The 13,427-nt window shown below is 70.2% G+C and carries 14 protein-coding genes; 12 read left to right on the plus strand and 2 right to left on the minus strand.

Going from position 1 to position 13,427, the window contains the following annotated elements:
• Positions 1-21 precede the first annotated feature (21 nt).
• Positions 22-636: a TetR family transcriptional regulator C-terminal domain-containing protein gene (locus AB4Z01_RS22375; protein WP_441697721.1), complete on the minus strand. Its 615-nt coding sequence runs from the start codon at positions 634-636 to the stop codon at positions 22-24.
• Between the two features lie 87 nt (positions 637-723).
• Between AB4Z01_RS22375 and AB4Z01_RS22380 the strand changes: the two genes are divergently transcribed.
• Both AB4Z01_RS22380 and AB4Z01_RS22385 read left to right on the plus strand, forming a co-directional pair.
• Positions 724-1,578 carry an MBL fold metallo-hydrolase gene (locus AB4Z01_RS22380; protein WP_441697723.1) on the plus strand — a complete coding sequence of 285 codons (855 nt, stop codon included), beginning with the start codon at positions 724-726 and terminating at the stop codon, positions 1,576-1,578.
• Positions 1,579-1,611: 33 nt separating this feature from the next.
• A complete protein-coding gene (locus AB4Z01_RS22385) occupies positions 1,612-2,130 on the plus strand; it encodes a hypothetical protein (RefSeq protein WP_441697725.1) in 519 nt (172 codons plus the stop codon).
• Here the strand turns inward: AB4Z01_RS22385 and AB4Z01_RS22390 are convergent.
• Positions 2,127-3,158, minus strand: a complete 1,032-nt coding sequence (locus AB4Z01_RS22390) for a glycosyl transferase family protein (RefSeq protein WP_441697727.1) — start codon at positions 3,156-3,158, stop codon at positions 2,127-2,129. The two genes, AB4Z01_RS22385 and AB4Z01_RS22390, sit on opposite strands and share 4 nt — an antisense overlap.
• A gap of 187 nt (positions 3,159-3,345) precedes the next feature.
• On the opposite strand from AB4Z01_RS22390, the gene AB4Z01_RS22395 reads away from it, so the two are divergent.
• From AB4Z01_RS22395 to AB4Z01_RS22440, 10 genes are all read left to right on the plus strand, one after another.
• A complete protein-coding gene (locus AB4Z01_RS22395; protein ID WP_441697729.1) occupies positions 3,346-4,959 on the plus strand; it encodes a GMC family oxidoreductase in 1,614 nt (537 codons plus the stop codon).
• A 9-nt stretch (positions 4,960-4,968) separates the two neighbouring features.
• On the plus strand, positions 4,969-5,664 hold the full coding sequence (locus AB4Z01_RS22400; protein ID WP_441697731.1) for an SDR family NAD(P)-dependent oxidoreductase: 696 nt from the start codon (positions 4,969-4,971) through the stop codon (positions 5,662-5,664).
• 132 nt (positions 5,665-5,796) lie between these two features.
• On the plus strand, positions 5,797-6,690 hold the full coding sequence (locus AB4Z01_RS22405) for a proline iminopeptidase-family hydrolase (protein ID WP_441697733.1): 894 nt from the start codon (positions 5,797-5,799) through the stop codon (positions 6,688-6,690).
• Between the two features lie 29 nt (positions 6,691-6,719).
• Positions 6,720-7,658, plus strand: coding sequence for an ABC transporter permease (locus AB4Z01_RS22410; protein ID WP_441697734.1), 939 nt, complete (start codon positions 6,720-6,722; stop codon positions 7,656-7,658).
• Positions 7,655-8,512: an ABC transporter permease gene (locus AB4Z01_RS22415; RefSeq protein ID WP_441697736.1), complete on the plus strand. Its 858-nt coding sequence runs from the start codon at positions 7,655-7,657 to the stop codon at positions 8,510-8,512. Before AB4Z01_RS22410 ends, AB4Z01_RS22415 begins: the two co-directional genes overlap by 4 nt.
• Positions 8,509-9,489, plus strand: a complete 981-nt coding sequence (locus AB4Z01_RS22420) for an ABC transporter ATP-binding protein (RefSeq protein WP_441697738.1) — start codon at positions 8,509-8,511, stop codon at positions 9,487-9,489. Before AB4Z01_RS22415 ends, AB4Z01_RS22420 begins: the two co-directional genes overlap by 4 nt.
• Positions 9,486-10,466 (plus strand): ABC transporter ATP-binding protein, encoded by a 981-nt coding sequence (locus AB4Z01_RS22425; protein ID WP_441697740.1) that lies wholly within the window; start codon positions 9,486-9,488, stop codon positions 10,464-10,466. The genes AB4Z01_RS22420 and AB4Z01_RS22425 overlap by 4 nt, the downstream gene beginning before the upstream one ends.
• Before the next feature lie 26 nt (positions 10,467-10,492).
• Positions 10,493-12,010, plus strand: a complete 1,518-nt coding sequence (locus tag AB4Z01_RS22430; RefSeq protein ID WP_441697742.1) for an ABC transporter substrate-binding protein — start codon at positions 10,493-10,495, stop codon at positions 12,008-12,010.
• A 7-nt stretch (positions 12,011-12,017) separates the two neighbouring features.
• A complete protein-coding gene (locus AB4Z01_RS22435) occupies positions 12,018-13,121 on the plus strand; it encodes an NAD(P)/FAD-dependent oxidoreductase (protein ID WP_441697743.1) in 1,104 nt (367 codons plus the stop codon).
• Positions 13,122-13,297: 176 nt separating this feature from the next.
• Positions 13,298-13,427 (plus strand): transposase family protein (locus tag AB4Z01_RS22440; RefSeq protein WP_441697745.1); only part of this gene is annotated, 130 nt, incomplete at its 3' end.

Raw genomic sequence — 13,427 nt, forward strand, 5'->3', positions numbered from 1 at the left:
GAATCGGCGCGGCAATGCCGGTCAGGCCAGAAGCCCGTCGAAGACGATCTGCTTGAAGGCGAGGAGCGGGGCGTCGCTCTTCTCCACCCGCATCCGCAGCAGCGCGCCCTCCCAGCTGTTCATGACGAAGCCGGCCAGCAGCGGGGCGGGAAAGCGGCGCGCCCCCGAGCCGTCGGCCTGGGCCTCGGCGATGCAGGCCTCGATCAGCCCGGTCCAGACTGCGAAATGGCCGGCCAGGCGCTCCCGGATCAAGGCGCTGTGGTCGGCAGCCTCCGCGCTGAAATTGCCCATCAGGCAGCCGCGGACATGGCCGGCCTCCCGGAACGCGGCGATGCGGTCGTCGAAATAGGCCTCCAGCCGCGCCAGCGGCGCCCGGGAGGGGTCGGTCAGGATATCGCGCAGCTTTGCCTGGGTGCGTTCGGAATAGGCGTCGATCACCTCCGCCCCGAACGCCTCCTTGCTGGCGAAGTGGTTGTAGAAGGACCCCTTGGGGACGCCGGCTTCCTCGACGACGGCCTGGATCCCCGTTGCCGCATATCCCTCCGCATGCATCAGGCCGAGGCCCGCCTGCACCAGGGTGCCCCGGGTGCCGGGCTTCGGCTTCGGACCTCGCCGAACCGCCGTGCGAGATGCCATATCGAGGCTCCTTGATTAACTTAAGACGACCGGTCATATTTATTTTATCGACGCTCGCGGATCGCCGTCAAGCAAAGGGATACAACCATGACCACCGGACCGGCCTTGCGCTGGGATGTGTTGACGATCAAGCGCCCCGGCCTCAGCCGCGACCTGCCGCCCGGCCAGCAGGCGCTGGCCTGGGTGGCGAACTCCTCGGTGCTGATCCAGGGCGAACGCGATGCCGTCCTGGTGGACACCTTCCTCACCGCCGCCCAGTCGCAGACCCTGATGGATTGGGTGGTCGCCAGCGGCAAGCGCCTCACGGCGATCTACGTCACCCATGCGCATGGCGACCATTTTTTCGGCCTGGCGCCGCTGCTGGAGCGGTTTCCTGAGGCGCGGGCGGTGGCCACGCCGGCTGTGGTCCGGGCGATGCAGGCGCATCTGGCGCCGGCCAGCGTCGACGGCTTCTGGCGCCGGCTTTTCCCCGGTGAGATCCTCGATCGCCTCCCGGCTGCCGTACCGCTGCAGGGCGATGCGCTGGAGCTGGAGGGGCACCGGCTCGCCGTGGTCGATGCGGGGCGCACCGACACGGCGGTCTCGACCTGCCTCCATGTCCCGTCGATCGGGCTGCTGGTCGGCGGCGACGCGGTCTACAACGGCATTCACCCCTATCTCGGCGAGACCGACAGGGAGAGCCGGCTGGAATGGATCGCCACGCTCGACCGGCTCGAGGCGCTGGGCGCCGGGACCGTGATCGCCGCGCACAAGGTGCCGGGAGCCGAGGACCATCCCCGCGTGATCGGCGAGACGCGGCAGTATCTCCGCGACTTCGACCGGCTGGACATGACGACCACGACGGCGCGCGAGCTCTACGACGCCATGCTCGCCCTCCATCCCGGCCGCGCCAATCCCGGCTCGCTCTGGGGTGCAGCCAAGGCCGCCAAACCGCAGGCATAGGCGATTCAGACATTTCGAACGCGGAAAGCATTGATGATGAAGAGCACCTTCGCAGCGGTCGCCCTCGCGCTCGCGGCCGCATCGATTGCGGCGCCGGCCGCCGCGGCCGGGGACCCGTTGGATGCGCGCACCCTGGCTGCGGTCGGCTCGCACTTCGAAGCGCTGATGGCAGCGGCGAACCGGCATGACCTCGCGGCCCTGGGCGGGATGTATTGGCGCTCGCCCTCGGCCCTCCTTGTCGCCAAGAGCGCCATCCCGTCCGAGGGCAATTGGGCGGCCTATTGGGGCAACGAGACGATCGAGCGGAAGCTGCACGACATCGCCGCGTCCGGGCCGGTGGCGCTGCAGCCGGACCTGGCGAAGCTCAAGGTCGTCGGGCTGACCCGCGAGGTCGCCGAATCCTATGATCCGGTGACGATCACCGTCTCCTATGCCGGCCAGGACGGCACGCCCAGGCCGTTCCTGGTCATCATCGACTGGATCCGGACCCGCGGGGAGTGGAAGATCGCGTCTGAGATCCTGCTGCCGGTGCCGCCGGCATCGAAATCCTAGCCGTTCCGCTCCCGCCACAGCGCCGCCGCCCGCTCCAGGTGGCGGGCGTGGGCGGCTTCGCCGCTATCGCCGGCGATCACGGCCAGCGCCACCGCGGCGGTGCCGACCACCGTGGCCTCGGCGGGCGGATCCTCGGCGGCGCCGGTCCAGACGGCGCGGAAATGCTCCAGGTCGTGGCGCGCCAGCCGCTCGCCGCGGCCCTCGCCGACGATCGGCGGCACCGTCTCGTCCAGCGCCTCGCCGGCCACCAGGCGCTGCAGCGACAGTGCCTTCAGGGGCGTACGTTCGGCCTCGCCGCCGGCACCCTTGACCACGCAGAGGTCGCTCTGGCCCAACAGGCGCGCTGTGTCGCGGTGCAGATCCTGATAGGCCGGGTGGAACACGCCGACGAAGCTGGCCTTGGCCGCGAACGGGTTCAACAGGCGGGCGGCGGAGTTGACCGGGCTGCGCAGGCCCAGCACCGGCCGCAGTTCCATCAGCTCGGTCAGGGTGCGGCTGACCGCGCGCAGCGGCAGATAGGCGAAGCGGGTGGCGTCCAGGATACCGGCCGCCTCGGCCGGGGTCTCGGGCACCGGCAGGCCCAGCGCCCGCACCGCATCCTCGGTCTCGATGCCTTCGGTGACGCGGACATTGATGCCGTGCATCAGCACCGGGTGGCCGGCCCGGGCGACCAGCAGGGCCGACAGCAGGAACCAGGGCGCGCCGCGGGTCTTGCCGGCGGCGTAGGACGGCCAGTCGAGCGCCGGCCGGGTGGCGGGGGCGGCGGTGACGACGGCGCGGCCGGCGCGGATCATGCCGGCCAGTTCCGCCGCGGTCTCGCCGCGATAGCGCTCCAGCAGCAGGAAGGCGCCGACCTGCATCGGGTCGGCCTCGCCGGACAGGATGATCCCGAAGGCGTCCTGCGCCTCGGCCTCGGTCAGCGGCCGCGACCGCCCGGGGCCGCGGCCGATCGCCGCCAGATGCGCCGCCATACGCTGCCGCGGCGGCGAGTCCAGGGTGGCGGTCACGGTTTCGACGTCGCTGGCCATGTGCTCTCTCGCCTGTCGGATCGGGAATGGTTAGCGCGGGTCGCCCGGCCCGTCGAGCGCTGCGGGGTCGCGGGCGCCCAGGTCGCGATGATTGTATGGCTGCCGGCCTTGTAGGAAGATCGGCATCGAACATCAAAAGCCCAGGCGGATCGGGGTTCGGAATGGTGTTGAAGACGACGGCGGGCCGATGACGCGGACGATCGGAGCGTTCGATTATGTCATCGTCGGCGCCGGCTCGGCCGGCTGCGTGCTGGCCAACCGCTTGTCGGCCGATCCCAAGGCGTCGGTGCTGCTGCTGGAGGCCGGGGGCAAGCCGGGCACCATCTGGGTGCATATCCCGGTCGGCTATCTCTACACCCATGGCAATCCCAGCCTCGACTGGTGCTTCAAGACCGAGCACGAGGCGGGCCTGGGCGGCCGCGCGATCAACTATCCGCGCGGCAAGGTGCTGGGCGGCTGCTCCGCCATCAACGGCATGATCTACATGCGCGGCCAGGCGCGCGACTACGACCAGTGGCGGCAGCTCGGCAATGCCGGCTGGGGCTGGGACGACGTGCTGCCCCATTTCATCCGGTCCGAGGACCATTGGCAGGGCCGCTCGGCCTTCCACGGCGCCGGCGGCGAATGGCGGGTCGAGCCGCAGCGCCTGTCCTGGAAGATCCTCGACGCCTTCCGCCAGGCCGCGGCCGAGACCGGCATCCCGCCGACCGAGGACTTCAACACCGGCGACAATGAGGGCTGCGGCTATTTCCAGGTGAACCAGCGCCGCGGCATCCGCTGGACCACGGCCAAGGGGTTCCTCAAACCGGCGCTGAAGCGGCCCAACCTGACGGTCGAGACCCATGCCCAGGTGCTGAAGCTGCATCTCGAGGGCAAGCGCGTCGCCGGCGTGGTGTTCCGGCGGCCGGACGGCACCGAGGCCTATGCCGCGGCGGGCGAGGTGGTGCTGGCGGCCGGCGCCGTCGGCTCCCCCGCCATCCTGCAGCATTCCGGCATCGGCCCGGCCGACCTGCTGGCGGCGCATGACGTGCAGCCGCTGCACGATCTGCCGGGGGTGGGCGAGAACCTGCAGGACCATCTGCAGCTGCGCCTGGTCTACAAGGTCACGGGCGTGCCGACCCTGAACGAGCGGGCGAACCGCGTGCTGGGCCGGATCGGCATGGGCGTGGAATACGCGCTGTTCCGCAGCGGTCCGCTCAGCATGGCACCCAGCCAGCTCGGCGCCTTCGCCCGCAGCGACGCGGCGCAGGAGACGGCCAATCTCGAATATCATGTCCAGCCGCTCAGCCTCGACCGCTTCGGCGAGCCGCTGCACAGCTATCCGGCCTTCACCGCCTCGGTCTGCAACCTGCGGCCGCACAGCCGCGGCTCGATCCGGATCAAGAGCCCGGACCCGACCGCGGCGCCGGCGATCCGGCCGAACTACCTGTCGGAGGAGGCGGACCGCCGGGTCGCGGCCGACGCCATCCGGCTGACCCGGCGGATCGCCGCGGCACGGGCCCTGGCCCGCTACGCGCCGGAGGAGGTGCGGCCGGGCCCGGCGCTGCAGGACGAGGCCGATCTGATGCGGGCGGCGGGCGATATCGCCACCACCATCTTCCACCCGGTCGGCACCTGCAAGATGGGCCAGGATCCGCTGGCGGTGGTCGACGAGCGGCTGCGGGTGCGCGGTCTGGCGGGGTTGCGCATCGCCGACGCCTCGATCATGCCGACCATCATCTCGGGCAACACCAACGCGCCCACCATCATGATCGCGGAGAAAGCCGCGGCGATGATCCTGGAGGATCGTCGTCAGGGCTGAGGAGATGCCATGGAGTTCCAGGATCGTCACGTCGTCGTCACCGGCGGCACCGGCGCGCTCGGCGCGGCGGTTGTCGGGCTGCTGCTCGAGGTAGGCGCCACCTGCCACGTCCCGGTCCGCGACCTGAAGGATTCGCGCCGCTTCGCCCATCGCGGCCACGACCGGGTGGTGCTGTCCCCGGTGCCGGACCTGGCCGATGAGGCGGCGGTGGCGGCGTTCTACGGGGCGCTGCCCGGGCTCTGGGCCTCGATCCATGTCGCCGGCGGCTTCGCCATGGCGGCGATCGCCGACACCGACAAGGCGATGCTGCAGCAGCAGCTCGACACCAACCTTGTCTCCGCCTTCCTGTGCTGCCGCGCCGCGGTGGCGGCGATCGGGCAGGGCGGCGGCCGCATTGTCAATGTCGTCGCGCGGCCGGCGCTGGAATGGCGCCAGGGCGCCGGCATGACCGCCTACACCGCGTCGAAGGCCGCGCTGGCCGCGCTGACCGTGGCGCTGGCGCAGGAGGTGGCGGGGCAGGGCATCCTGGTCAACGCCGTGGCGCCCTCGATCATGGACACGCCGGCCAACCGCGCCGCCATGCCCAAGGTCGATTACGCCGCCTGGCCGAAGGTGGAGGAGGTGGCGGCGACCATCCTGTACCTGGCCTCGCCGGACAATAAGGTCGGCCGCGGCGCGGTCGTACCGGTGTACGGCAAGGCGTGACCGGGCCGGTCTCTCCGCGGATCCGCCGCTGCGACCGCGGGTCATAATCTTCCCCTGTCGGCCGGCTTGTCTGATTTGTCCGATCAGTCTAGCGTCTCGCGACGCAAAAAAGATCATGACGGGGATGGCAGGATGTGGCGGGAGATCGCGCCGGATCGGCGGGACGAGATTCGTGTGGATGGCCACAAGGTGGTGGCCTACAGCTTCGGCTCGGGGCCGGAGACGGTGCTGTGTCTCAACGGCGGCCCGGGGCTGCCCTGTGACTATCTGCGCGACGCCCATTCCTGCCTGATCGACCAGGGCTACCGCGTCGTCGCCTTCGACCAGCTCGGCACCGGCGCCTCCGACCGGCCGACCGACCCGGCGCTGTGGACCATCACCCGCTATGTCGAAGAGGTGGAGACGGTACGCCAGGCGCTCGGCCTCGGCCGGGTGCATCTGCTCGGCCATTCCTGGGGCGGCTGGCTCAGCGTCGAATACGCGCTGACCCATCCCGAGGCGCTGAAGACAGTGATCCTGGAGGACACGGCCGCCGACATCCCGCATCTGATCGGCGAGCTGGAGCGGCTGAGGGCGGCGCTCGGCCCCGAGACCGTGGCGATGATGCAGCGGCACGAGGCCGAGGGCACGCTGGACCACCCGGTTTATCAGGCGGCGATCACCATCCTGAACCACCGCCATGTCTGCCGGCTGGACCACTGGCCGGCGCCGGTCAAGCGCTCGCTCGACGACTGGAACATGGGGCCCTACGGCACGATCCAGGGCCCGAACGAGTTCCTCTACACCGGCAATCTCAAGGACTGGAACCGGCTGCCGGACATGCGCCGGATCAACGTCCCGGTGCTGATCACCTGCGGCGAGCATGACGAGCTGACCCCGGCCTGCGCGCTACGCATGAAGCTGGCGCTGCCGAACGCCCGGCTGCACGTCTTCCCGAATTCCAGCCATATGCCGTTCTACGAAGAGCCGCATGCGTATTATCCTGTGCTGCTGGACTTCCTGAAGGCGCATGGGGCGACCGCCTGATGCCCGCCCGCCGCCCGGGCTGACCGTCGATGCACCGCTTCCGCTTCGTCCTGACCCGTCCGCTGCAGCTGATCCCGGTGCTGTTCGGCATCAGCGTCATCACCTTCGTGCTGATCCGCTCGATCCCCGGCGACCCGGTGCGGGTACTGCTGGGCACCAAGGCGACGCCGGACGCGGTCGCCCGGATCCGCGCCCAGTTCGGGCTCGACGAGCCGCTGTGGACGCAATACGGCCTGTTCCTGCAGAACCTGTCCCAGGGCGAGATGGGCCGGTCGATCCTGTACAAGGTTCCCGTGCTGCGCCTGATCGCGGAGCGGATCGAGCCGACGCTGCTGCTGGTGTTCGGCGCCGTGCTGCTGTCGCTGCTGATCGCCGTGCCCTTCGCCGCCATCGCCGCGCGCCGCCGCGGCCGGCTGGCCGACCACGCCATCCGCATCATCTCCACCACCGGGCTCGGCCTGCCGCCGTTCTGGCTGGGGATCATGCTGATCATCCTGTTCAGCGTGACGCTGGGCCTGTTCCCGGTGGCAGGCTACGGCGACGACTGGGCCGACCGGCTGCACCATCTGGTGCTGCCCTGGCTGACCATCGCCCTGGCCCTGTCGGCGGTGCTGACCCGGACCCTTAGGACCGCGATGATCGCCGAGCTGCGCTCCGACCAGGCCACCGCGGCCAGGGCGCGCGGCCTGCCCGAGGGCATGGTGTTCTGGCGTCATGTCGTGCCCAACGCCATCGTGCCGACCATCAACCTGCTGGCGGTCAATATCGGCTGGCTGATCGGCGGCACGGTGATCATCGAGAACGTGTTTTCGATCCCCGGCATGGGCCAGCTGCTGGTGCGCGGCATCTTCACCCGCGACTACATGGTGGTGCAGGGCGTGGCCATGGCCTTCGCCGTCGCCAGCGTCACCGTCAACTTCCTGGCCGACATCCTGACCGTCGCCCTCGACCCACGGGTAAAGCTGTGAGCGCCGTCGCCGGCACGTCCGCCGCCCGGCTGCGCTTCAAGCTCAAGCTGCCACGGGTGCCGGGCGCGCTGTGGTGGGGCGCCGGCATCGTCGGCTTCTTCGTGCTGACGGCGCTGCTGGCGCCGGTGATCGCGCCCTACGACCCGATCGCGCAGGACACCGCGAATGCGCTGCTGCCGCCCGGGCCGGGGCACTGGCTCGGCACCGACAATTTCGGCCGCGACGTGCTGTCCCGGATGATCTGGGGCACCCGGCTCGACCTGATGATGGGCGTGTTCGGGGTGCTGATCCCCTTCATCCTCGGCACCGCGGTCGGCTGCGTTTCCGGCTATTTCGGCGGCTGGGTCGACATCGTGGTGATGCGGGTCGTCGACATCGTCATCGCCTTTCCTTTCCTGGTGCTGATGCTGGCGATCATGGCCATCCTCGGCCCCGGCCTCGGCAGCTTCTTCATCGCCATGGCCCTGGTCGGATGGGTGTCCTACGCCCGGCTGGTGCGGGCCCAGGTGCTGGTGCTGAAGGCCAGCGACTTCGTCACCGCCGCGCGCAGCCTGGGCTACGGCCATCTCCGGATCATGGCCCGGCACATCCTGCCGAACGCCTTGGTCAGTTCGCTCGTGTTCTCGATGTCCGACGTGGTGCTGACCATGCTGCTCGGCGCCTCGATCAGCTATCTCGGCCTCGGGGTGCAGCCGCCGACCGCGGAATGGGGCGTGATGGTGGCGGAAAGCCAGAATTTCATCATCCGCGCCTGGTGGATCGCCGCCTTCCCCGGCGGGGCGCTGGCGGTGATCGCGCTCGGCTTCAGCCTGCTCGGCGACGGTCTCGGCGAATGGCTCGGGGTGAAGGAATGACCGCGCCGCTGCTGGAGGTGCGTGACCTGTCGGTGGCCCTGACGCGGGCGGGGGAGGAGACGACCATCGTCGACCGCGTCTCCTTCGCGCTGGAGGCGGGGCAGGTGATGGGGCTGGTGGGCGAGAGCGGCTCGGGCAAAAGCGTCACCTGTCGGGCGCTGATCGGCCTCTTGCCGGGCGGGCTGCGCATTGCCGGCGGCTCGGTGTGGCTGAAGGGCCGCGACCTGGCGGCGCTGGACCCGGAGGCGATGCGCCGGGTGCGTGGGCGCGAGATCGGCATGATCTTCCAGAACCCGTCCAGCCATCTCGACCCGGTGATGCGGATCGGCGACCAGATCGCCGAGGGCATCCGGCTGCACCGCGGCGCCTCGAAGCGCGAGGCGCGATCGGCCGCCGTGGACCTGCTGCGCCAGGTCGGCATCCCGGACCCGGAGCGGCGGGCCGGGGGCTATCCGCATGAATTCTCCGGCGGCATGCGGCAGCGGGCAATGATCGCCACGGCGCTGGCCTGCGACCCGGAGGTGCTGATCGCCGACGAGCCGACCACCGCGCTCGACGTCACCGTGCAGGCGCAGATCCTGCGGCTGCTGCTGGATCTGCGCGACCGGCGCGGCCTCGCCATCATCCTGATCACCCATGATCTTGGCGTGGTGGCGCAGAGCTGCGACCGCATCGCCGTGATGTATGGCGGCACGCTGTGCGAGGCGGGGGCCAAGCGGGCCGTGCTGGCGGCGCCGCGACACCCCTATACGGCCCGGCTGATCGCCTGCCAGCCCGCCCACGGCGGCAGCGGCAACGGCCTGATGCCCTTCATCCCCGGCCAGCCGCCGTCCCTGGCCGACCTGCCCTCCGGCTGCCGCTTCCACCCGCGCTGCGACCGCGCCTTCGACCGCTGCATGGCGGTGCGGCCGGAGCCGTCCTGGCCGGAGCCCGGCCATATGGCCGCCTGCCACCGGGCGCTGGGGGATGCTGCATGACCCTGCTCGACGTCCAGGACCTCGAAGTCCATTTCCGCGCCGGCGGCCTGCCGCTGCCGGGGCGTTCGCCGCGGCTCGTGCGGGCGGTCAACGGCGTCTCCTTCACCCTGGCGCCGGGCGAAGCGCTGGGCCTGGTCGGCGAATCCGGCTGCGGCAAGAGCACGCTCGGCCGTGCCATCCTGCGGCTCGGCGAGACCACGGGCGGCGCCATCCGCTTCGGTGGTGCCGACGTGGCGTCGGGCGGCCGCGCCGGCGTGGCCCGGCTGCGCCGCGAGACCGCGATGATCTTCCAGGACCCGTATGGCGCCTTGAACCCGCGCATGACGGTGGGCGAGGCGATCGCCGAGGTGCTGCGGGTCCACCGCAAGGTGCCGCGCGACCGCGTCCCGGCCCGGGTGGCGGAGCTGCTGACCCTGGTCGGCCTCCGGCCCGAGCACGCGGCCCGGCGCCCGGCCGAGCTGTCCGGCGGCCAGTGCCAGCGCGTCGGCATCGCCCGCGCCCTGGCGGTCGAGCCGAAGCTGATCATCGCCGATGAATGCGTGGCGGCACTCGACGTCTCGATCCAGGCGCAGATCATCAACCTGCTGATCGAGCTGAAGGCCCGGATGAACCTGGCCCTGATCTTCATCGCGCACGACCTCGCCGTGGTGCGGCGGCTGTGCGACCGGGTGGCGGTGATGTATCTCGGCCGGATCGTGGAGGAGGGGGCGGCGGAGGCGGTGTTCGCCGCGCCGAAGCACCCCTACACCCAGGCGCTGGTCCGGGCGATCCCGGAGATCGACCCCGACCGCACGCTGCCGGCGGACCTCTTGGCCGGGGAGCCGCCGAGCCCGCTCGACCTGCCGCCGGGCTGCGCCTTCCATCCGCGCTGCCCCTTCGCCATGGCGGAATGCCGGGCCGGGGCGCCGCCGGCGCTGCGGCCGGTCGACGGGCGCTTTACCGCCTGCCATCTCTATCCAGCAATCCCCGCAAACTGAGGCGGGGCAACAACCGGAGGCTCACGATGAAACGGAACAGGATTCTCGGCGTCGCGTCGGCGGCGTTCCTGGCGGCGCTGGTCGCCGGTGGGGCGGCGGCCGAGGCGGCGGGCGTGCTGACCATCGGCCGGCGCGAGGACGGCACCACCTTCGACCCGATCAAGACCTCGCAGAATGTCGACTACTGGGTGTTCTCGAACGTCTATGACGTGCTGATCCGGGTCAGCAAGGACGGCACCAAGCTGGTCCCCGGCCTAGCCGAAAGCTGGACCGTCTCCGACGACGGCGTGGTCTACACGCTGAAGCTGCGCGACGCGAAATTCTCCGACGGCAGCCCGGTCACGGCCGCCGATGCCGCCTTCTCGCTGCTGCGGGCGCGCGACAATCCGGGGTCGCTGATCGCCGACAACTACAAGGTGATCAAGACCGCCGAGGCCAAGGACGACCACACGCTGGTGATCACGCTGAACCAGCCGGCAACGCCGTTCCTGGCCAGCCTGGCGCTGCCCGGCACGGGGATCCTGCCGCAGAAGGTCGTGACCGCGATGGGCGAGGATGCCTTCGCCGAGAAGCCGATCGGCTCGGGCGCCTTCACCATGGAGGAGTGGAGCCGCGGCAACAAGGTGGTGCTGAAGAAGAACCCGAGCTTCTGGCAGGCCGATAAGGTCAGCCTCGACGGCGTCGAATGGATCTCGGTCCCCGACGACAACACCCGCATGCTGAAGGTCCAGGCCGGCGAGCTCGACACCGCCATCTTCGTGCCCTTCGCCAAGGTGGCGGAGCTGGAGAAGGACTCCAACCTGACGATGCACAAGGACCCCTCGACCCGCGAGGACCACCTGCTGATCAACCATTCGCATGCGCCGCTGGACAAGCTGGAGGTGCGTGAGGCGATCGACTACGCCATCGACAAGAAGGTGATCGTCGACACCGTCACCTTCGGCATCGGCACGGTCGCCAACTCCTACGTCCCGAAGGGCGCGCTGTACCACACCGACGACAACGGCGCCCGGCCCTACGATCCGGAGAAGGCGAAGGCGCTGCTGGCGAAGGCCGGCGCCGGCCCGATCGCGCTGACCTATCTGGTGCAGACCGGCGACACGGTGGACGAGCAGGTGTCGGTGCTGATCCAGCAGCAGCTGGCCAAGGTCGGCATCACCGTCAACCTGCAGAAGGTCGACCCGAGCCAGAGCTGGGACATGGAGGTGGCCGGCGACTACGACCTGGCGATGAACTACTGGACCAACGACATCATCGACCCGGACCAGAAGACCACCTTCGTCCTCGGCTACGACGCCAACCTGAACTACTACACCCGCTACAAGAACGACGCGGTGGTGGCGCTGGTGGCCAAAGCCCGGGTCGAGACCGACCCGGCCAAGCGCGAGGCGATGTATGTCGACCTGCAGAAGATGGCCAAGACGGATGTCAACTGGATCGACCTCTACTACAGCCCGTATCTGACGGTCTCGCGGAAGAACATCGAGGGCTTCGGCCAGACCCCGCTCGGCCGGTTCTACCTGGAAGACGTGAAGAAGAACTGAGGACGGAATGACTTCCATCATCGTGATCGGCGCGGGCGTCATCGGCGCCTCGGTGGCGTACCGCCTGGCACAGGGCGGCGCGTCGGTCACGGTGCTGGAGGCGACGCGGATCGGTGCCGGCACCTCCGGCACCAGCTTCGCCTGGGTCAATTCGCACGGCAAGACGCCGCGGGCTTATCACGACCTCAACGTCGCCGGGATGAAGGCACATGCGGCGCTGCGCGACGAGTTCGCGGCGACGCCTTGGCTGCACCTGAACGGCAGCCTGGAATGGGCGGACGAGGCCGGGCGGGAGGAGCAGCGCCGGCGCTTCGAGCGGCTGCGCGACTGGGGCTATGCCGCCGAATGGATTTCGGCCGCGCAGCTGCGCGAGCTGGCGCCCGACATCGACCCGGCGGCGGTGGGCGACGCGCCGGTCGCCTGGTTCCCGGAGGAGGGCTGGGTCGACCCGGTGGTCTATGCCCAGGCCATGCTCGCCGCGGCGCGGCGTCTCGGCGCGCGCGTCGAGGTCGGCGCCCGGGTGGTGCGGGTGGAGCTGCGCTCCGGCCGCGTCACCGGCGTGACCATGGCGGATGGCCGGACGCTGGGTGCCGATTTGGTGGTCAACTGCACCGGCCGCTGGGCCGACGATGCCGGCTTCGACCCGGCGCTGCGCATCCCGCTGGCACCGACCGCGGGGCTGCTGGCCTTCACCCCGCCGGTCGCGGTCGGGCTCGAGCGCCTGCTGAAGGCGCCGGGCTGCGACATCCGGCCGGACGGTGCCGGCCGCCTGCTGGTCTGCCGCAACGACGACGAGTTCGACCCGGCCACGGCGCCGCGCCCCAGCGTCGACCTGCCGGAGATGCGCGAGCTGATCCGCAAGGCCCGGGCGATCCTGCCGGCGATGGGGCCGGTGGAGCCGGAGGCGGTGCGCCTCGGCATCCGCGCCATCCCGAGGGACAGCTATTCCGCCGTGGGACCGTTGCCGCAGGTCGAGGGCTATTACGCCGCGGTGACCCATAGCGGCGTCACCTTGGCCGCCTTCCTCGGCGCCGCCGTGGCCGACGAGGTCTTGCACGGCGCCGTCCGCCCCGAGCTGGCGACTTTCCGCCCGGCGCGCTTCTTCTCCTGATCGCGTTGCCTCTCCCGGTTGCGAGACCTTTTCGGAACACCGCCGTTTGGACCGGCCTATCCCTTCTATCCTCCCCCTCCCCTTGCGGGCAGGGGAATCGCATTTGAATGAAGGAGGGGGTTGCGGGAGGAAGAGAGATCGATTCTGTAGAGGCTTTCTCTTGCGGAGGAGGCCCGATGTCGTCGCTGATCACAATCCTGCGCGAGGTTCGCGATCCGCGCGACCCGAACGCCCGGCACGATCTGGCGGAGCTGTTGTTCGTGGCGCTGGCGGCGACGTTGTGCGGGGCCAAGAGCTGCGTGGAGA

This window comes from Inquilinus sp. YAF38 (assembly GCF_052113205.1).
Taxonomy (GTDB): Bacteria; Pseudomonadota; Alphaproteobacteria; order DSM-16000; family Inquilinaceae; genus Inquilinus.

What these genes read in the sequence shown, in the direction of transcription:
- AB4Z01_RS22375 (WP_441697721.1), bottom strand. Translation starts at nt 636, where the DNA reads ATGGCATCTCGCACGGCGGTTCGGCGAGGTCCGAAGCCGAAGCCCGGC.
- AB4Z01_RS22380 (WP_441697723.1), top strand. Translation starts at nt 724, where the DNA reads ATGACCACCGGACCGGCCTTGCGCTGGGATGTGTTGACGATCAAGCGC.
- AB4Z01_RS22385 (WP_441697725.1), top strand. Translation starts at nt 1,612, where the DNA reads ATGATGAAGAGCACCTTCGCAGCGGTCGCCCTCGCGCTCGCGGCCGCA.
- AB4Z01_RS22390 (WP_441697727.1), bottom strand. Translation starts at nt 3,158, where the DNA reads ATGGCCAGCGACGTCGAAACCGTGACCGCCACCCTGGACTCGCCGCCG.
- AB4Z01_RS22395 (WP_441697729.1), top strand. Translation starts at nt 3,346, where the DNA reads ATGACGCGGACGATCGGAGCGTTCGATTATGTCATCGTCGGCGCCGGC.
- AB4Z01_RS22400 (WP_441697731.1), top strand. Translation starts at nt 4,969, where the DNA reads ATGGAGTTCCAGGATCGTCACGTCGTCGTCACCGGCGGCACCGGCGCG.
- AB4Z01_RS22405 (WP_441697733.1), top strand. Translation starts at nt 5,797, where the DNA reads ATGTGGCGGGAGATCGCGCCGGATCGGCGGGACGAGATTCGTGTGGAT.
- AB4Z01_RS22410 (WP_441697734.1), top strand. Translation starts at nt 6,720, where the DNA reads ATGCACCGCTTCCGCTTCGTCCTGACCCGTCCGCTGCAGCTGATCCCG.
- AB4Z01_RS22420 (WP_441697738.1), top strand. Translation starts at nt 8,509, where the DNA reads ATGACCGCGCCGCTGCTGGAGGTGCGTGACCTGTCGGTGGCCCTGACG.
- AB4Z01_RS22425 (WP_441697740.1), top strand. Translation starts at nt 9,486, where the DNA reads ATGACCCTGCTCGACGTCCAGGACCTCGAAGTCCATTTCCGCGCCGGC.
- AB4Z01_RS22430 (WP_441697742.1), top strand. Translation starts at nt 10,493, where the DNA reads ATGAAACGGAACAGGATTCTCGGCGTCGCGTCGGCGGCGTTCCTGGCG.
- AB4Z01_RS22435 (WP_441697743.1), top strand. Translation starts at nt 12,018, where the DNA reads ATGACTTCCATCATCGTGATCGGCGCGGGCGTCATCGGCGCCTCGGTG.